At 45.0% G+C, this 20,454-nt stretch carries 15 protein-coding genes and 1 pseudogene; 13 read left to right on the top strand and 3 right to left on the bottom strand.

From position 1 onward, the window contains the following. Nucleotide 1: 1 nt before the first annotated feature. Nucleotides 2–2,362: an AraC family transcriptional regulator gene (locus NSS83_RS19525; protein WP_341346328.1), complete on the bottom strand. Its 2,361-nt coding sequence runs from the start codon at nt 2,360–2,362 to the stop codon at nt 2–4. A gap of 274 nt (nt 2,363–2,636) precedes the next feature. On the opposite strand from NSS83_RS19525, the gene NSS83_RS19520 reads away from it, so the two are divergent. From NSS83_RS19520 to NSS83_RS19465, 12 genes are all read left to right on the top strand, one after another. Continuing rightward, entirely contained in the window at nt 2,637–5,153 is a 2,517-nt protein-coding gene (locus NSS83_RS19520) for an S-layer homology domain-containing protein (RefSeq protein WP_341348748.1), read from the top strand. Between the two features lie 246 nt (nt 5,154–5,399). Beyond that, complete coding sequence (locus tag NSS83_RS19515) at nt 5,400–5,807, top strand: BlaI/MecI/CopY family transcriptional regulator (RefSeq protein ID WP_341346327.1); 408 nt, start codon at nt 5,400–5,402, stop codon at nt 5,805–5,807. Nucleotides 5,808–5,809: 2 nt separating this feature from the next. After that, nucleotides 5,810–7,897 (top strand): M56 family metallopeptidase, encoded by a 2,088-nt coding sequence (locus NSS83_RS19510; protein ID WP_341346326.1) that lies wholly within the window; start codon nt 5,810–5,812, stop codon nt 7,895–7,897. Between the two features lie 43 nt (nt 7,898–7,940). Beyond that, a complete protein-coding gene (locus NSS83_RS19505) occupies nt 7,941–9,146 on the top strand; it encodes a DUF4179 domain-containing protein (protein WP_341346325.1) in 1,206 nt (401 codons plus the stop codon). Nucleotides 9,147–9,304: 158 nt separating this feature from the next. Continuing rightward, on the top strand, nt 9,305–9,784 hold the full coding sequence (gene rlmH, locus NSS83_RS19500) for a 23S rRNA (pseudouridine(1915)-N(3))-methyltransferase RlmH (protein WP_341183213.1): 480 nt from the start codon (nt 9,305–9,307) through the stop codon (nt 9,782–9,784). A 103-nt stretch (nt 9,785–9,887) separates the two neighbouring features. Further along, complete coding sequence (locus NSS83_RS19495) at nt 9,888–11,042, top strand: PIN-like domain-containing protein (protein ID WP_341346324.1); 1,155 nt, start codon at nt 9,888–9,890, stop codon at nt 11,040–11,042. Between the two features lie 569 nt (nt 11,043–11,611). Further along, entirely contained in the window at nt 11,612–13,204 is a 1,593-nt protein-coding gene (locus NSS83_RS19490; protein ID WP_341346323.1) for an RNA-directed DNA polymerase, read from the top strand. A 160-nt stretch (nt 13,205–13,364) separates the two neighbouring features. After that, a complete protein-coding gene (locus tag NSS83_RS19485; RefSeq protein ID WP_341346322.1) occupies nt 13,365–14,741 on the top strand; it encodes a hypothetical protein in 1,377 nt (458 codons plus the stop codon). A 365-nt stretch (nt 14,742–15,106) separates the two neighbouring features. After that, nucleotides 15,107–15,838 carry an HNH endonuclease signature motif containing protein gene (locus NSS83_RS19480; protein ID WP_341346321.1) on the top strand — a complete coding sequence of 244 codons (732 nt, stop codon included), beginning with the start codon at nt 15,107–15,109 and terminating at the stop codon, nt 15,836–15,838. A 180-nt stretch (nt 15,839–16,018) separates the two neighbouring features. Continuing rightward, entirely contained in the window at nt 16,019–16,567 is a 549-nt protein-coding gene (locus NSS83_RS19475; protein ID WP_209987284.1) for an HNH endonuclease, read from the top strand. Between the two features lie 15 nt (nt 16,568–16,582). After that, nucleotides 16,583–16,765, top strand: a complete 183-nt coding sequence (locus tag NSS83_RS19470) for a hypothetical protein (protein WP_341346320.1) — start codon at nt 16,583–16,585, stop codon at nt 16,763–16,765. Nucleotides 16,766–17,041: 276 nt separating this feature from the next. Beyond that, on the top strand, nt 17,042–17,764 hold the full coding sequence (locus tag NSS83_RS19465) for an SUMF1/EgtB/PvdO family nonheme iron enzyme (protein ID WP_341346319.1): 723 nt from the start codon (nt 17,042–17,044) through the stop codon (nt 17,762–17,764). A 415-nt stretch (nt 17,765–18,179) separates the two neighbouring features. Here NSS83_RS19465 and NSS83_RS19460 read toward each other — a convergent pair whose 3' ends face one another. Together NSS83_RS19460 and NSS83_RS19455 are read right to left on the bottom strand one after the other, a co-directional pair. Continuing rightward, the gene (locus tag NSS83_RS19460; RefSeq protein WP_341346318.1) at nt 18,180–18,908 is read right to left on the bottom strand and encodes an SDR family oxidoreductase; all 729 of its coding nucleotides are present in this window, start codon (nt 18,906–18,908) and stop codon (nt 18,180–18,182) included. Between the two features lie 133 nt (nt 18,909–19,041). Beyond that, complete coding sequence (locus NSS83_RS19455; RefSeq protein WP_341346317.1) at nt 19,042–19,944, bottom strand: AraC family transcriptional regulator; 903 nt, start codon at nt 19,942–19,944, stop codon at nt 19,042–19,044. Between the two features lie 301 nt (nt 19,945–20,245). Here NSS83_RS19455 and NSS83_RS19450 point away from each other — a divergent pair. Continuing rightward, nucleotides 20,246–20,392: pseudogene (locus NSS83_RS19450) on the top strand (helix-turn-helix transcriptional regulator); the annotation flags it as partial. Between the last annotated feature and the right edge of the window lie 62 nt (nt 20,393–20,454).

The raw sequence follows: 20,454 nt of genomic DNA, 5'->3' as shown, positions 1-20,454 counted from the left end.
CTTATCCCATGCTAATCTCCGCCTGCGGCGGCAGTGTATTCACGGTTCGCAGATAATTCCCCGGTGTACAGCCGTAGATCTCCTTGAAGCGCTTGATGAAGTAGGGAGTTGTTCCATAACCGACCGTGCCTGCTATTTGTTCAATCGACATATTGTTGTTCTCAATCAGCCGCCGGGCCTCTTCCATTCGGATGCCGGTAATATAGTCGGTGTAGGTGATCCCCAGCTCTTCCTTGAACAGCTTGCTTAGATATTTGGGACTGATGAAGACCTTGGCGGATACGGCATCCAGCGATAGATCCCCGGACAGATGCTCCCCGATATAGGCCTTGGCTGCTTCAATGGTCGAGAGCGCGCGGTCACTGTTCCGCTTCTGCGTCTCCATGATGAAGGTGCCGATGGAGGCGGCGAACCACTCCTGCAAATGACGGATATCCGGCAGGGCAATATATTCGTTATACAGATCCAGATGCCCGTAAGCAGAAGGGGTATAGCGGATGCTTTTCAGATAATCCGAGTACATAAATACGGTGTTCGCCAGAACGAAGTGGCAATAATCCGCCGGGTAGCTGCCTTCCCGCATGACGGCTATCAGCTGCTCCAGCGCGGCCAGAGTCTCATCCAGCTGCCGGGTCTGCAGCTTATCCTTGAATCTCATCAGCACAGGCTGCGGGATTTCATCCAGACTCTGCTCCTTCTTCAGCAGCTCCCGGTCCTTCAAGACCTTGCTCTCCGGCAGAAAATAAGCATACTTCATCAAGGTCTGCGCTTCAGCGTAGCTCGTGTGGAGAAGGCTGATGGCATCTACCCAGCAGCCCTGCGAGAGCTGAATATTCAGCTGGAAATGCTGCTCCGCTGCTGCTGTAATCTGGTCCGAGAGCTGTTCGAGCAGCTTCCCGGAGGCTTCGCGCGCGCTGATAATAACAACCGTCTGCTTGTCCGGCAGCTCCTCGGCCAGAATACGGATTCCCTGAAGCCGGATCGCCTCAAGCGTTCCGGTCATCCCGCTTATGGCTGCCTGCAAGCCGCTTAGACTCATACGGGCGTAGGCTCCACGGGTGTTGAGGAGCAGGCAGCAGTAATGACGGTGCTCCGGAGAGAGTCCCAGGAATTGCGGATCTGCGGTTACACTGCCTTGGGCAGGGCTGTCCTGAAGGAGATTCAGGATCATATTCTGCCGGATATGCGGACTGCTAGCCTCAAGCGTCCCCTCCAGTGTGGTGACTTTGTCGTTCAGACGGATGAAGGCGGAGTCAATAATTCCGAATTCGTTAAGGGCGGGTCCCGGCACTCCTGGCACCTCAGGCCCCGGGCCGTAGAGGTCCTTAATAGTGCGAAGCAGCCGCTTAAGCGGACTGTAATTCAATTTAGCCAGAATGCCGGACAGACAGATTCCTACCAATAGAGCAAGCAGACACAGGGAGAGGATGACCCTCTGGACAACGAGCCATTTCTCATAGAACAGGTTGGCCGGAGCCGCACTAAAGAGCTTCCACCCGGTGGTCGGCAGGTCCTGATAGGAAATGACGTAGGTGCTGCCTCCAATCTCCTGGCTCATGTTCCCGGATGTCTGAGGGGAGGCTAACGCATTCGAGATGCTGGCAGCATAGGTATCGGCCTGGGCCGCAGCATCCGGATTCGAGCCGGCCACGATTCCCCCGGAGGGCGTAGCAATGAAGCTGCTCTGATAGCGGGCAGGCATCATATTCTGCAGAATGGCGCGCAGCGCGCTCTCCTTCAGATCAATGGCAATCAGCAGCTCGCTGGCTGCCCCGGGGGACTGGAACGGATAGCTGTGCACATAGGTGATCAGCTGGCTGCCGCTGCCGCCGGGGATGCTGGAGATGATATCGTCCGGCACGAACCGTGCCTCCGTCCAGAGGCTGTTACGGGAATTAAGGTTCATGCCGTTCACCCAATCCATCCAGTAGGCGGCACCCGCCTGCTGGTCCGCACGGAATTTCAGCCCATACAGCGAGGAGAGCAGGAGGTGTTGCCTGGGCGCATACAGATGTACGGCTTGTATCAGGTCTGAATGATTGGATACCTGCATATTCAGCGATTCCTGTAGGCTACTCACCTTACTGAGATTCGCTGGAAGTGAAGCATCTGGCAGTATACGGAGCGCAGCACGCTGGTTCAGTGAGACTTCAAGATAGATCTGCTGCACCCGCTGAAGCACGGAGGCTTCAAGGGTACGGGCGGTATTGTCAAGGATGAGCCGGTTGCGTCCCTGCAGCTCTTCCTTATAATGGTTCGAGAAATACAGATAGAAGGCAGAGCAGAGTAAGAGGACAATGACTAACACAACAGAGATGTATGAAGCGGCTAGGGCGGCAAAGGCAGAGTTCCATTTTCGCAAGTTGTATTCTCCTCCCAGGCGGATTATACACTAGCCCCTCACAAATCTGTTCGGGATTCATGTTAAATCAATGTAAAATAGCCGGAAAAAAGCTGAATTGTTCCCAAAATCATAGAATTGCGAAATTGTGTTATTGAGCGGCGGTGGAGGCAGGTGCTATATTGAGTCCGATTCAGGCAATCAAAATAACAAGATAGGGGCTGACACATTGAACTTGAAGTCGAAAAGAAAGCTGTTGTCTGTTACGGCAGGTCTGGTACTCCTCACGAATTCTATCGCGGTACATCCTGCAGAGGCGGCCACGGATCATTCAATAACCGGGCTGCCGGCTGCTCCGGCATGGGGACATTTCGTAGATACTTATAAGAATAACACACCTGTGAATATGGCGGTGTATTCCAACCCCTCGATTGGTGTTCTCTCCGGCTTCCTGGATCTCTGGACACCGGGTGCTACCTGGGATACCGGAACGAAGCTGAACAGCGATGTGCTGGATTACAACATTCAATATGTAGCGGATCTGTCTAAGACCCGTACTCCGGCAGAGGAGGAGGCAGCGTATTACGATGACCGGCGGAACCAGACTTATGGAGCGGCTGACGGCCTTGGTCCGTTGTCTGAGGTGTACCGGTCCAAGTCAGGAACCTTCACGACCATTAACAGCATCCCTGATGATGCCACCTCTGTAAAATATAATGACGGCAATGACAGCAACAAGGCTGGCGATTCCGGTTCTGAATTGGGCAAAATGGTAGACTTGATCGGAAAAGTCCGCGGCGACTATGCTTCAACGAGTCAGGCCAAGAAATTCTACAGCTACATGCGTCCATTCCGCTGGAAGGATATCTCCGTCATCGTGCCGACGCTGGTGCCGGCGAGAAGCAGTACGCCTGCCACAGACGGCGGCTTCCCGAGCGGACATACGAATGCTTCCTATCTGGCTGCCCTGGCTCTGGCGTATTCCGTACCTGAGCGCTTCCAGGAGCTGATGACCCGGGCCTCGGAGATGGGTAACAACCGTGTCGTTGCCGGGATGCACTCACCGCTGGATGTCATGGGCGGGCGGGTAACGGCGATGGCCTTCGCAGCAGGAGCACTGAATGACCCGGATAATGCGGCGCTGAAGCAGGAGGCCTACACTCAAGCCCATGAAGTGCTGCTTACACAGACGGGTACCGCAGAAGACCGGTTCACGGATTATGCGAGGAATAAGGGCCAGTATACTCAGCGGCTGACTTACGGCTTCCCGCAGATTCACTCCACGACTGAACCTGCTGTTGCTCCTAAGGGAGCAGAGGTGTTGCTGGAGACCCGTCTGCCTTACCTGAGTGCGGATCAGCGTAGAGAAGTTCTCGTAACAACGGCAATTCCTTCTGGATATCCACTATTGGATGATCCTGAAGGCTGGGGACGTTTGAACCTATTCGCCGCTGCTGACGGGTACGGTGCATTCGCTGAGCATGTAACGGTGGCGATGGACGCTGCGAAGGGCGGCTTCCACGCCGCAGACCGCTGGCGCAATGATATCTCCGGCACAGGAGGGCTGACCAAGGAGGGTACAGGCACGCTGAAGCTGGCCGGCAGCAATACGTATTCCGGCGGTACAGAGGTGAACGCAGGTGTCCTGGAAGGAGACTCGGCAACAGCCTTCGGCAAAGGGAATGTGACGAATACCGGGGGTTCAGTAGTTGAGAACGTCTACGGTAAAATAGTGATCGAAGGCAGCTTCACTCAAGCCTCCGAAGGTACGCTTGTCCTGGGCCTTACTGGAGCAAACGATATCCTTGAGGTTAAGGGCGCAGTGAAGGCGGACGGTAAGCTGAAGGTAAACTTCGCGAACAGCTACGTTCCAGGCAGCGGCCTGATTCCGCTCCTTACGCATGGCGTCAGCCAGCGCAGCGGGCAGTTTGCTTCCGTGCAGGTTGAAGGACTGCCAAGCAAATATAACGCCCAGGTCATGTACCTGAGCGATCAGATCGCGCTTAGTATTACAGATACGACAAGCGGCGGAACTGGCGGGGGTAATCCGGGCGGAACGCCGGGAACTCCGGCTGGAAATACCGGAACGGTACCAGGGACCACCGGCAACACGCCGGGGAACGGCAGCACTAATTCTGCTGAACCGGAGAAACAGCCACAGGGCGGAGTCGATCCGTTCCAATCCGGGGTGGTTAGCCGCGAGACAGTATACAAGACTATAACGGAAGCTATTGCGGCTTCGAAGAATCAGAGCATCAGCTTCAAGGACACCACAGGACACTGGGGCAGCAGCACCATCGCTACAGCCGTGAAGCTGCAGATCATCAGCGGCTATGCGGATGGCTCCTTCCGGCCGGATGCACCGGTGACCAGAGCTGAATTCGCAGCGATGATCGCCCGTTCCTTCGGGATAGACACTACATCGGCGGCCTCTAAATTTGGGGATACAGCCTCTAATTGGGCGGCTGGCTATATCGGTGCCTTGGCCGATAAAGGCATCGTAACCGGCTATGCAGACGGCAGCTTCAAGCCGGGAGCGACCATTACCCGCGCTGAGATGGTTACAATCATCGGCCGTGTGCTTAATCTCGGCGTGCTCCAGACGGCCAATCCGGCAAGCTTCAAAGATGTCAGCAGCAGCTACTGGGCGGCTGACGCCATCCGCCAGGCGGCTTCGGCTAATCTGGTGAAGGGCATCTCTGCCTCAGCATTCGCACCGAAGAATCAGGCTACCCGCGCCGAAGCGGTGGCGGTGATTATCCGTGCGCTGGAGAGCGACAGTTCCGTTAAAGCTCTGATTGCAGGGTTGTAAGCTGCAAGTAAGTGACAGGAGTAATTAAGTTCTTATGGATAGAGTTCTTATGAATAGAAGCAGGAAGTACAAGCCGCTGGCTTGTGCTTTTTGCTATTGTTGCGGTTACTTTGGGTGTCGTTCCGCGTGCTTTCATCATAATGTGGGCATATTTGACAAATTCAATCTACAAGTGTAATGTATAGAACAGAGCTTGTATTTACACTTGTAGATTGAACGACGCCGCGATGGAATGGAGCTGTTAAGATGAGTACAACCCCGAAGATTTCGGAAGCTGAATGGGAAATAATGAAGATTATCTGGGAGCATCATCCGCTCACCTCGGAACAAATTACCCGGCTCCTGCCTGCATCCGTGGAATGGAGCGAGCAGACGGTGCGCACCTTCGTCACCCGGCTGCTTAAGAAGAAGGCGATAGCGTATGAAAAATCCGGCCGGAGCTATCTGTATTATCCGCTGGTGTCAGAGAATGAGTGTGTCCGGGCCGAGAGCCGCTCCTTCCTGAAGCGCGTATTCGGCGGAGCCACCCAATTAATGGTGACCAGCTTCCTGGAGGATGTGGAGCTGTCCAAGCAGGAGATTGAACAACTCGAACAGCTGCTGAGGGAGAAGAAGTCGCAGGGCGCCAGCGGAAACTCAGGTAAGCAGGAATGAATATGATCTACGGATGGTTTGCCGGGATCACAGAACAGACACTGGCGGCAAGCATGGTGATTCTGGCCGTGTTGTTCCTGCAATATGTTCTGCGGAGGTTCATCAACGCCCGGGTGCGTTACCTCCTGTGGCTGCTTGTTATCGCCCGGCTGTTATTGCCTGCCGTACCGGACAGCCCTGTCAGCATGCTGCATATTCTCGGCAATAGTAAGCATTTCTTAACAACTATCCTGGATACGGGGCCGGACACTGGAGCTTCTAAGGGTGAGTATCAGGAGCTTCCGCCGGGAGAGGGAGATCAGGTTACATATCCGGCTAATAACATCGCTCTGGATGCACAGGGGCAGACAGACACACCCCGGCAGAAGGTTAGTGCTGTAGCGGATAACCGCAGCCCTGCGGGGGCCGTGGGCTATCCGCTCTGGTTGAAGATAGGCTCAGTGATCTGGCTGCTGGGCGTCATGCTTATGCTGCTGAATGGATTGTTGTATATACGGAGGATGCAGCGTGAGCGCAGACGGCTTAGACGGGTGAATGCCCCGGAGATTCTTAAGGTGGTTCTTGCCACCAGACGCCAGTTTGGAATAAAGAGAGCGATACCTATCTATACCGGAGGTTCTGCTAACAACCCATATCTGTCAGGATTAATGCGTCCATGGATCTTTGTCCCGGAGCAAGCTCTACAGGAACTGGATGCTTCCCGGCTGCGGCACATCCTCGCGCATGAGCTTGCCCACTGCAAGCGGAGGGATATGCTGTGGAACCTGCTAGGGAGCCTAGCCGCCACGATACATTGGTTCAATCCTCTGATGTGGCTGGCGATCCGGCGGATGAAGATCGATAGGGAGGTCGCCTGTGACGCCTATGTGTTGGAGGTATTAGGGGAAGAGGAGGCCATCGATTACGGGCTTACTCTGGTAGAGTTCCTGAAGCGCTTCTCACGAGTCCGGGAGAGGAGGGGGCATCTCTATTTCTCCAATCCGCAGCAGCGGCAACAGATCAGGAGAAGAATCAGTATGATTCAATCTTTCCGCAACGGCTCCTACCGCATCTCCGCAGCAGCTGTAATTCTGGTCGCTCTGCTCAGCATCGTGATGCTTACAGGTGTCTCTGGGGAACCCGGTGACTCTGCTGTCACGGAACCTGTGGCCAATTCCGCTGGTACTCATGCAGAAGGCGTTGCTGCGGGGGAACGCGTAGAAACGCCAACGGATCAAGGAGAGACACTGATGCCGTTAACGAGCATAGGTGCACAACAGACGGAGTATGTGACCCGGCATAATCTTCTGGTGCCGATGAATGTGGAGATTGAACAAGACGGTTACCAGGTCAACATCACAGGCTTCATGGCAGACAAGAATCAATTGATTCTCTTCTATACTGCGAGAGTGGACGGCGGTAGGTCACTATTCTCTGACGGTCCTCATTTCGTAGAATGCATCATTACGGATGGTATTACCGGCAAGGTGATTAACGGCCGGACCCACGCGCTGGTCAGCAGCAGCAGCCCGGAGCAGCATATTAAAGATGCGATAGCCAGACTTCCGTTCAGTACTCCTTTGACGGACCCGCCTTCAAAGATTAAGGTAGAGTTCCATTTACGCACACTGGGAGCCAACGATTCCAACATTCAGGAGTCTCCGGCACTTCAGACCACCTTCGATGTGAGGGCAAATTACTGGAAGCAGGAGTCGCATACCATCACATCGCAAGAAACGCTTAACGTAGCGGGACACAAGATCAAAGTGAAATTACAATTGACACCCTTAACAACCATAGCCACTTTTTATTCAGATGAACCTTTGTTTAAGAATAAGGAATTTATTAAATCATTCCTTGAGAAGTACGGTTCTCCATTCCTGTGGTGGAGCAAGACTGGAACGGGAGACTATAGGCAGCAGCCAGGCACTTCATCAATTACGTTTACAGACTATGAAATGAAGATGGTTACAGAAAGCTATTATTTGTTGGATGAGCTGCAATCTCTGCGGCTGGATTTCATGAAGAGTCCGGCGAAACCTACTGGAATGAAGGATCTTGAGCATACATACCAGATGACCTTTGATGTCCCCGGACAGGATCAGAGCTGATCCGGATGAAACAACCAACTTGTATTGAAGGAGAGTGTAAGTAATGAATAGCATAAAGCGGGATACAATGGAGATTAAACATACGGCACAGACGCATCCAGGACAGGAACAAAAGCAATGGTCAGCGCCAAATAAACGGCGTTCCTCCAGGAACCGGCTATCTACCGCCATCGTCGCAGTCATGACAACCGCAGCGCTGGTGCTTAGCCCTTTTGCCGTGACAGGTCAAGCTTTGGCCGCCTCGGCAACCGCCGCGAAACCGTCGGCAGCGCTTGCCCCCTTTGTAAATCCCGAGATTCAGGGTTATCGACAGGTTGAGTATGCCATCAAACACAATCTGGTGCAGCCGCTGAACACAGTCGTCAAAAAAGACGGTTATCAGCTGACGGTGAACGGCCTCATCGCAGACAAATATGAGCTGATCATCCTTTTTACAGCCCAATCCGACAGTAAGAGAGCATTCGTGTTCATGCCGCCAAAGGGTCATAGTCTCCAATTGTCCGATGCGATTACAGGCAAGGTCATCAGTGGCAAGAAATTCAATGATGCGCTAGTCATAGGCGCAAGTCCGGCAAAGAAAGATCATATTCTATATGGAATTGCTAAAATCCGGTTAAGCAGTCCATTGAGCACGCCTCCCAAAAAAGTAGCTGCGCAATTTCAGCTAGGCACCTTAACCGCCATTGAGCTGAATCAGTTAAAGGCGCTGGATGCCGAAATGCTCGCTGCCGCCGAAAAGGCCCATGCGGACGACCCGGACCAGACCTCATCGTTCAGCTACAGTCCTGAACTGCTGAAGAAGTATGATGCAATCAAGTCCAACGTGAAGTATAGCCCTGTGCTGAAGGTGGTCTTTGATATCAACCCCAAGGTCTGGAAGCAGGAGACCCGGACACTGACGCCGGAGGAAACGATTGATGTGGCAGGGCATAAGATTAAAGTGAAGCTGGAATTGACACCGTTCACGACCGTAACCACACTATCCTCAGACGAAGCTTTGTTTAAAAACAGAGAGTTTATGGAGACCTTCTATATGGAATATAATCCATCGCTATTGGTTAAGAACGGAACCGGTGATTATAAATTGGAAGAGGGAGCTTCTACCTATACCTATGCAGACCATGAGATGAAAATCGTCTCAGAGAGCTACTTCTTCTTGAATAAGCCGCAGTCGCTTCGCCTGGATTTCACCACTATGAAAGGGCGTACGATTAAACAGCAGTTGATTGTTGACTTGTCTAACCAATAATTGCAGGTTATTCGTAGTGTCTTAGGGCCACCCGTGAAGGGTGGTTCTTCTTTTGTCGGGTACAGGGTGTGCGGTGAATGTCTCTTAAGCAGGGCATGTTATGGACAGGGATGTGATAAAATACAGGGACATAACCAGATGAGACCGATGGAGGAACTATGTTAATTCAACTGATAAGCGTAGGCAAATTGAAGGAAAAGTATCTGACGCTCGGCATCGCGGAATATGCGAAACGGTTAACGCCCTACATCAAGTTCCAGATGATCGAGGTGGCGGATGAGAAGGCCCCTGATAACCTCAGCGATGCAGAGGTTATTCAGGTGAAGCAGCGCGAGGGTGAGCGTATCCTCACGCAGATTAAGAGCGAGGCGCATGTCATTGCGCTCGCGATTGACGGCAAGCTCTGGAGCTCCGAGGAGCTTGCCGCCGAGATCGACCGGCTTGGCACCTACGGGACGAGCCATGTCGTCTTCGTCATCGGAGGCAGCCATGGCCTCTCCGATGACGTCATGCGCCGCGCCCAGCAGCGCATGAGCTTCGGCCGCATGACGCTGCCCCACCAGCTCATGCGGCTGGTGCTGGTGGAGCAGGTCTACCGGGCGGTGAAGATAAATCGGGGGGAACCGTATCATAAGTAGGGGGAAGTTTGATGATCTGTAGAATTACACTGGTATATATAGTAAAATTAAAACATGCTTCTAACTGTAATAATATAGGTAGTTTATTTGGGGGAAATGAAAAATGTTAAAATGGAAACCTAAGTATAATCAGGAGGATTTTGATTTTTTATGGGGAAATTGCATATTTGTTTTTGATACTAATATGCTACTAAACTTTCATAGATATAGTAATTCGACTAATAAGGATTTCTTCAATGTACTGACAAGAGTTAAGGATAGATTGTGGATACCCCATCAAGTGTTACTAGAATATATGTATAATCAAGAATCAGTTCAGATAGGCCTTAAAAATTCGTATAGCAAAATTGATTCCGCATTTAAAAAAATATTCAATCCGGCATTAGAAGAAGCAAAAAAAGAATTAAAACAATATAAAAATCATCCATTTATAGAGACCTCAGAGATTGTTTTCAAGCTTGAAGGGGTATTATCTGATTTTTATCAAATTTTACAAAATACAGAGGAAATTCATGAGATTGAAGTTGAACAAAGAGGTAAACTAGAGAATAGTATACTAGACTTATTTATTAATGTAGGAAGAGCTTTCACGGAAGAGGAGCTTAAGAGGGTAATTCAATCAGGACAAGAGAGATATAAAATATTACGCCCACCGGGTTATGAAGATCGTCATAAAAAAGACGAGGAATGGAAGCAGTATGATAATTTAATTGTGCCCGATAAATATGGAGATCTAGTTGCTTGGAAACAAATTATTCTACATGCCAAGGTAATTAAGCAGCCAGTAGTGTTTATAACTGATGATCAAAAGCAAGATTGGTGGAGGATTCTTAAGGGTAGGACGCTAGGCCCTCGGGTAGAATTAATTGATGAATTTTCTTTAGAAGTTGAACTTGATGCTTCAACTCCGTTGCCATTTTATATTTACACAGGGGATATGTTCCTACTTCAGGCCGCTAGAAGATTTTTAAATAAGGAAGTAATTAACTCTGTTGAAGAAGCTAGGGAAGTTAGATTAAACAAGGATGAAAACAATTATGCCCAATTAACAGATGACCAAGAAAAGCATATAGCTAATTTAATAGAAATTGCAAAAGGGAAAAACTCTGATTTGAGTAAGATCGCAAAGGAAAAGTTTGATGAATATTTATATTTATTTTCTGGTGATATTGGAAATGGATATTTATTGATAGATTTATATAGAGACTTGAATTCCCTAATTGATTGGTTGGAAATGAAATTGAAAGAAGAAAATTAAAACGAAAGTATTAAGAGCCACCCTTTCTAGGTGGCTCTTTGCTTAGAATAGCTTTGAAACTTGCCGCTTCAGCCATCGCGCTGAACCGTATCATAAGTAGGGGCAAGTTTTTTGAAAAAACTCGCAGGAGCCTGTATTTATAGCATATCGACGGTAGGGGCAGGGTAGGTCACGCTCCGGTCGGAACGGTGCGTAAAAAGGCTTTTGAGAGTTTATTTGAGCTAGAATATAATGATGTATCTAAATGAAGCCTTGCCATATTAGGATGAAGCTTCTTGCGCGGTTTTGGCTAAAGGTCTGAGGTATTAATAGTTGTTGTATTTGGATGTTAATTAGAATCCGAAGTTTATTAAATTAGGTGAAAATTTCTCTTATATTAGCACTTCTATTTCTTAGATTTTCCAGTTAAAATCATCCTATAATTTACTTTAACTAGTGAAGAACTGAATTTTTGATTATCAATACTGGTTGGACAGAATTAATTACATCATTGTTTTAATGCTTAATTTAATACGCCCTAAGTAGCCCTAAGTAATTTCTGCAAAAATAACCATGAAGGAGGTCTCCTAATGCTCACAGTAGATTCTTTAATCAGAAAAGGATATTTTCCAGAGGAACTCTCACCTATATTTTCTACAGAGACTTTGGCAGATACACTTAATACTATTATTCCAAATATGAGTAACTTTCCTGATAAACCAGCAAGTGCCACTAAGCACTCAATACCTAGGGTTAAGCACCTTCGAAGAATGTTGAGCATTCCTAATCCATTACTTCAGATTAAGCTATGCAACACTATTGAAGATAACTGGAATACTATTGATGGATTCTTGTCTAATACGAAAATGACTCTTACAAAACCAGTTATTTTGCAAGATTCAAAAAGAGCTGTCTCACGATTACGTCATTATTCGTATATTCCGGTTCAACAGGCATTAGATTCGACGAGTGTAAGGTATGTGTTGCGAACAGACATTTCTCGTTTTTACCCAACCATATATACCCATAGTATTCCGTGGGCTTTGCATACAAAAGAAGTAGCAAAAATCAACAGAAAAGATGCCTTATATGGAAACTTACTGGACAAACGTGTTAGAAACTCTATGGATGGTCAAACTTTAGGCATTCCGGTGGGACCAGATACATCACTAATCATTGCAGAAATTATTGCAACTTCAATGGATGTGAAGTTAAGAAGTAGACTGGGCGATATTAAAGGGTTTAGATATATGGATGATTACTATCTTTACTTTAGCACTAAACCCGAGGCTGAATTTGCTTTAAGTACTCTCCATAGCATTATGAAAGATTTTGAACTTGAATTGAACCCTAATAAAACTTTTATAGAAGAACTTCCCGTATCATTGGAACAGAAATGGGTTTCGGAATTAAGGAATTATAATATTAGGGAAACAGTTAAAGGCCAACATACAGACCTTATTGGATATTTTAGCCTCGCATTTGATTACTCAAAAAAGTATCCTAATGATCGTGTTTTGAAATATGCCTTATCAAGAATTAAAAATATAGAGATAAAAAATGAAAATTGGTCTTTGTACGAAAGCTTAATTTTAAATTCCGTGATTGCAGAGCCCAGTGTAATATCCATTGCTGCATTAATCTTTTATAAACAAAAAGACGAAGGTCAGATAATAAATACATCTCTTATTTCAGACACAATTACAGAAATAATCATGAATAGTGTGAAGTTTAATTATGACAATGAGGTTGCTTGGAGTCTCTGGATGAGCAAATTGCTTAATACCGAAGTTAAGGAGAGCGCCGCAATAGAAATTTCAAAATCTGATGATAATGTAGTTGCTTTAGCTGCACTGGATTTGCTCAATAGTAACTTGATACCAAGAGGTTTAGATAATAGAAAGTGGAAATCTATAATGAAGAGTAGTGAATTATATACCGACAACTGGCTTTTAGCTTATGAAGCTAATGTTAAAGGATGGCTACCCTCAGCAAGTGGACGAGATTATGTTTCGAGCGATGGATTTTTCGGAATGCTGAAAGCAAACAGTGTTGAGTTTTACAGAGGCGTTACCCCGTTGATACCTGCTCCTTTAATTGCTGAAGAAACAAGAGATGCAGAAGATACTACTGACAATGTTGGGAACGATACACTTGATCAAGATGAAACAATAGACTATTAGTATAACTAAGAACCTTTATCAGAAAAACAAAAGAGATCCATAATTATAGATTAAGTAAAAATCAATTAGGGAGGCCAGAAAATGGATCTCCCTTAATTTGCTTTTGAAAATAAATTAAATAAACAATATACAACGAACCCTGGAGGGAGAGGAAGAAGCGATGCCAACAATGGCAAACTCATCAATACCAGCTCCGAGAGAATGGAATGAATTTGAGGATATAGTCGCTAGTTGCTTACGGATACGCTGGGGAAATAAAAATTTGAGTAGAATTGGAAGAAAGGGACAAGTTCAACATGGTGTTGATATTTATGGCAATGATGATCTAGGAAGAAAGGCAGGCGTGCAGTGCAAACTAATAGAAGGTAAATTAAACTTAAAAGTTGTAGTCTCAGAGGTTTTAAAAGCTGAAAACTTTGTTCCTTATTTAGACATATACTACATAGCAACAACAGCATCTCGCGATGCCAAATTCCAGAGAGACATACGTATGCTATCTGAGCAACGAAAAATAGAACATAAATTCCCTATACAAATGCTGTTTTGGGAAGATCTTATTCAAGATCTAGCAACTGATTCTATGGAATTAAATAAGCATTACCCGGAATTGAATTTAAGAACTAGCAATGAAAAAAATAAAAGAAGACCAATTCAAGTAAATAATAAAATTTTCAATTTTTTAATTTTTAGTTTATTAATATTGTTATATATTTGGCAACCCGTTCTTATAAGAGATGTATTAAATTCCAGCAGTATTATCTTACTTGAGAATTTAGTGGGTTTAATTTTATACTCTATTCTATTTGGTTTTACAGTTATAGTACTAAGGATTAGCGATTCTAAATTTAATGAAGAAATAAAAGAGAGTCACCAGCCCAAAATATATGAATCAAAAGAAAAGACACCCCTATCAACTAAAGTATTTGACGATGACTTTTTATATAATGGGAAGTGGAGAGTTTTGCGTGAAGTACGCATTCTGAACACTACTGGCTATGATATAAAAAATATTGTAGGTAAGGTAATATTCTATGATAAACATTATAAAGTAGGTGAAATCAGCTTCATCGAGGATGATATTCCATCACGAAAAGGTATAAGAATTGATAAACTTGTTGAGCATAAAAAGGAAGAAAACTGGAATGAGTTCCATACTGAGATCATCTCCATGGAGTCGAGTAAAGGGACAGAAAAAGATATAAAGATTTATGGGACATACTTTATAAGAACTTATTTCTTGTTACTGAATCGGTATAATTATATAAGGGTTTTTGGTAGACGCATTTTGCCTTATGAAATTACCTGGCTTAGGAGTGTAGGTAATGATTTATGGGACAGGCTAATGTTTATGCCGTCCAGTTGGAGTTCAAAGGGCATTAACAAGGGCCTATTTTGGATTCGTTTAAGAAAGCGTCTCATACAGGTAACCGTTATTCTTTTGTCTGTATGTTATTCGTCCTATGCTATAGGTAGCTTTATCATTATGGTTATCAAGTTAGTAGTATGCTGGTATAGCTTAGCTACTTTTTATATTTAAGTATATTTGAATATTTTAAGAGGTGAATTATTGATCGTTGTTAAAAATTGTCCCTTTAGTTACGAAGCTGGAGACGTAGTAATTCAAATCTAGCATAGTAACCTCATAAAATTCTGTGACCGGATAAGTGAAAGCACGCTAAAATTAAGCGAAATTAAGAAAGGAAGAACACTAAAGCATGTAATTTAAAGATAGACCATCCTTTTTAAGCAGAATTATTCAAAAACTTGCCGATAAAGACAGCGCGGTGACCTTATCATAAATGACGGCGAAAACTTCTGTGGAATAGTGCTAAGAAATATGTTGGACAGAGTGATATAAAGAAATAATAGAGATGATGAGAGATTACTTATAAGGGGGATCCCATGTCGATCTCAGATAAGACTAGAAAGATACTATGGGGTAGATCAGGAAATAGATGTTCCATATGCAAGCTAGAACTAATTATTGATGAGACTGAAAAAGATAATTCGTCAATTGTCGGCGAGGAATGCCATATTATTTCCGGTCAAAAGAATGGGCCTAGACACGATCAAAACCGTCCTAAAGATGTAATAGATACTTATGATAACTTAATTCTGTTATGTCGCATTCATCACAAGATGATTGATGACCAACCTGAGACATTTACCGAAGACATTATTAAACAAATTAAAGTCAACCATGAGCTTTGGGTATCTAAAAGCCTTGACCAGCAAGAAGATAAACCTCCGAGAATTAAAAGAATAAAGGAAAATATTCCTGAAAAATTACCTAGGATTACAGGCGGAAAAGAAATCATTAATATTTTGGATAGAGCAATGGGGTATGAATTTGATCATGATGAACCAAAAAATGAAAATGAAGTTGAATTGATTTCAGGGTTTCTACAATACCTACATGATTTTGGAGATTTACTAAGCGATTTTGAATCGGGTGAAAGAGTTAGATACGGTTTTGAAATAACTAAAATGATAAAGGAATTATTAGATCATGAATACTACGTTTTCGGTGCACGTGAAGTTAGGGTGTTAGAGGGAGGAAAGGGGACTCCATCAAGCTTTCCTATAGCGATTGTTTATTTGAGACACAAAGATAATCTACTGATGATGAATTAAAAAGCATAACCCATTTTAGTGAAACTATATTTCCGAAATCACTTGACCTATTCACTGGGCTTGATGTTCTCCCTAGCTGATATACCTTCTAACCAATTGATTTAAGAAGTTGTTATTTATCACCTTTTCTCCAAAAAAGTAAATTGAAAATGAAAAATAAAATGACACAGGGGGTTTAAAATGGCTATGCCAACAAAAGCCCAGATTTTTAAACATTGGATGGAATGGTTGGACAAGAGGGGATTTGACTGGGGGGAGCCATGTTGTTGGGCATGTAAACGATATTTTGATGCTAAATATGATTTGAACAAGCCCAGTGCTACACGTGAAGATATAATAAATAACTGGGATAGGGTACCTCTTCAACGTTGCCACATAATTGCCCGTCAGTTCGATGGAGAGGATATCCCAGATAATCTATTTCTGATGTGTAAGAACTGTCATGACCGTGCTCCGAACACGAAGTCTCGCGAGGCGTTTTTGGATTGGGTAGAAAAGCAAGATTACACATCCTTGGTTCAAGAAGATATCATGAGAGAATTAAGAACTTTTGAACTCGTAGATCGCGTAGATGATGTAAATGAGATGCTGGCAGATAAGGAGCTAATAAAACGGTTTTTTAGTAATTCTGGTTTTCATATGAATCAGGCTAGAGGCGGGTTGGAGATTACTCTGTCTAGTATATTTTCTCAAATTGCTCATGAACTAAAAAGAGGAAATAATAATTGAGTCCGGATGCCCGGGGTGCCTTTAACAATCTCCAGCTACGGCGACTGGGATATGGTCCAGAAGTCTGAAAACCTGAAAAAGTTCGTGCCCAATATGGAAGTGGTTAATCTGGATTGCGGTCATTGGATTCAGCAGGAAAAGCCGGAAGAAACAAACCAAGCGATTCTGAGATGGCTGAAACAGCAGGATGCCATCTAGCTGGGACTGCAAATTTGCAATTCCTTTTTTTATGCTACTAACGTGCGTTCTTATTTTGCATAGGAAAGGGCCACCCCACTAAGGATGGCCCTAAAACTTGCCGCTTCAGCTAGCGCGGAGAACCGTACCATAAGTAGGGGCAAGTTTTTTGCGGGTACATTTCAGAGCTATTAAACAGGATAATACAGTTAATAAATGAAACTTTCTGGCGATAAATGAGCAAGGGAGGTCAATAAGATTATCGAAAAATACGGAAGTGACAGAGAGCGGTTTCTAATGGATTTAATGAATTTGATGGTGCTGGTAAAGGGGGGGACCATTGAATTACGCGATTATATTAACACAAATAAATGGTTTAGCTCTGACTACACGTTATCAGACCCTGGAAGTAATAAAAAAGCTATTACATGGACTGAAACGCTCGAACCTTTCCATGTAATGAAGTATCCGGTAACCCAGCAGTTGTATCATTTTGTCATGTATGAAGAAGAAGTAGAACCGAATGTAAATAATCTGCCAATTACGGAAGTTTCGTGGATGGATTCGCTTATCTTTTGTAATGAATTGTCCAGAATGCTTGGAAGGACGGAATGCTACACATTTACAAATGAAAGTGAGAACACGATATATAACAAGACAGCAAATGGCTTTCGATTACTGTCAGACGCTGAATGGCAATATGCGTGCAAAGCGGGAACTACGGGATACCGATATGCAAGAATTGATCAAATTGCATGGTATCAAGAAAATTCCAATGGTTCCGTTCATCAAGTAGGACAACTGCTTCCTAATCCATGGGGACTTTTTGATATGATTGGGAACGTTTGGGAATGGTGCTGGGATCTATATGATACTGAACGATATGGGAACTATAGAGTCTTCCGGGGAGGTAGCTGGGCTGAAGTTGAGAACAACTGTGGTTCTACCAGTAGAAGGAAAAGCATGCCCGATTTCAAGATAGATGATCTTGGTTTTAGAATAGCCCTTACAAAACCTTGAGAACGCGACATCAAGCATGCCGATATTGAATTAAATTCATCATGAATACCATTCTGCAAAGGATGATCCTCAACTTGCCGTTACAGACAGCGCGGTGAACCGTATCATAAGTAGGGGCAAGTTTTTTGGTGGAGAACTGCGAAAAAGCTTGCTATAGAGGCATTCTGCACCTATTTAAGCAGCGGTTGACGGAGCTGTTTGAGGAACGTTATCCTAATAGCAAAGGGGAAGAGAATTAAAAGCCTCCCGCGCCTTCGCTTGGGCTACGCCCTTCGCGAAGGCAACAGCAGACCCTTTTCTCCATCATTCCGATGGAAATTCCACTTACACAAACTTCTTGACGGTATCATGGATTTCTACATAATCAGGTTAATTAAGCTCCTAACGGGCAGGAATGGCGACAACTGCTTCTGTTTTACCAAGCCACAACTCCACGCTCATCAAAAAAGCCACCAGTTGGACCATCACTAATTATTGTGGCAAGCTCCACTACAATGGAAGCTGCTTGTTCGACTGAACGATAGCCACTATTACCATTTAGATCGGTAGCTGTAAATCCAGGGCAAACGGAGTTGATTTTAATAGGAGAATCGCTTAACTCTTTAGCTAAGGAAACGGTTAAAGCATTTACAGCCGTTTTAGAACTATTGTAGGCGAGCGAATTCGCATTATAAAATTCCGACGTTGAGTCTGAATTCAAGGTTAAGGAACCTAATGCGCTGGAAAGAGTAACGATTCTTCCTGCAGAAGAATTTCTGAGCAATGGAAGCATTGCTTTAGTGACAGAAAATACACCGAAAACGTTTGTCTCATAGGTATTCTTGAGAACAGACAATTCCAGTTCAACGGGAGAGGTGTTTTCTTCGAAAAACACGCCTGCATTATTAATCAAGATATCAAGCAATCCATACTCTTGCTCAATCCATTCTGCTGCGGAGAGAACGGAGCTGGGGTTCGTGACATCAAGAACCACTGTTTTAGCTTTAATTTTCTCCTTTTCCAATAACGTTATGGCCTCATGTCCTTTATTTTCGCTTCTTGCTCCTATTAAAATCTCATACCCCATATTTCCCAATTGTCTTGCTGTCTCAAAACCGATACCTTTGTTTCCACCTGTAATTAATACGATCTTAGATTTATTCATAAAATTGCCTCCCTACATTCTTGTTTTAATACGGCCGCGTTTACCGCATGAGATAAGAATATCAAGGAGACGAATACATTTCTTTGCCTACAAGCTCATTCTATTTGTTTATTTAGCTCATTTTTAAGCCTCTTTAGGCGTCCTTCTTCAACCTCAGCTGCCGTCTAAACTCTGACGGTGGAAGTCCGAATCTTTCCTTGAATACTTTGGAAAAGTGAGCGATATTTTCGAATCCGGTCGAAAAACAGATATCCGTAACAGATAACGCTGTTTCCGCTAACAGTTCCTCGGCTTTATCCAGCCTTCGATTGCGAACCCACTTGAGCGGGGAGGTATTGTATATTGCTTGAAAATCCCTTTTGAACGCCGCCAGGCTTCTGCCAGACAAATAGGCCAGGTCGTTAAGGGAAACGGGATTCATGAAGTTCTCCTCCATGATCTTTGTGATGCTATCTCTGTCCTTGCTTATGGGTTGCATCATTTGATGCAACAAACGATCATTCGAATCTGCTATGTGAAACAGCAATTCCATGAGTTTGACACGAACCAGTCCTTCTTTGACTTCGTCAGGGTGCTCGAAATAGGGTTTTAACGACTCGATATAGCTTCCAATGCGGTCATTGATCGGAAAGACTGTTATCGGAACAACATCATTCACGAGACAAATCGGTTTTAAACCGGCGAATTTGAGGAATTCATCTACTATCTTCTCGTTCAGGAAAAACATCATATAGTCGAGGATGTAATCGGAATCGGGTTCACCCGCTTTCTCGTACTCGACCCCCATTGATTTATGAATAAACATCATTTCGTTGCTCCGCATCGTATATTCTTGATCACCGAAGCGTACTGTATAGACACCCGACTTGACGATTAGCAGAAGATGATCCTGCAAAAAAAAGGTTCCTTTTATGCCTTGCGTGTAAAAGCAGATTTCGATAACAGACATCCCACCCAGCTTCAAGCTCCCTTTTTTATTAGGAAACTTTGCCAGTCCATTAGGCACCTTGACCATTTTGCTTGATCTCATAGTCATGGACGTCCCGCCCTACTTGTACCTGCGATTGCTCTAGTTTCCATTTCTTAATCATCCTTTCGGTTATGCCAGTCTGCGCTTACCTGTAGAATAATTAGAAGCCGTTTTGACGTTAACGTTTCAACACTTATCCTTTTAGTATAACTGGAACCCGGCGAGAATACTTTGCTGAAAAGCTCAAACGACTTGTTCATTTAGCTCCAAACGAGCAAGTTTTCCTGGATACTGTTTTCGACTATGAAGATGACCGGGGTTTACTGCGAAAAACTGAATCGTGACTGTTAAGTGATAATAAAGTAACTTGTCCACACTTTGGACAGGCCTGTCGCAGGAGGCGCTTGGGGAGATAGGCGGGTTTCATTTTTCATACATAGGGCAGATTGAACGTGGGGAGAAGGTGAATATCATTCAGTTGTTTACCTACCAGGGTCAGGAGTTCATGGTTACCGCAGCAGAGCGTGACTATTTATAGTATAAACAATAGTGGCGGCCTTCCAGGCCGCCCCTTTG

It is taken from the genome of Paenibacillus sp. FSL H3-0469 (genome assembly GCF_038051945.1).
Classification (GTDB): Bacteria; Bacillota; Bacilli; order Paenibacillales; family Paenibacillaceae; genus Paenibacillus_AQ.
This window is presented reverse-complemented; position numbering and strand designations above follow the sequence as displayed.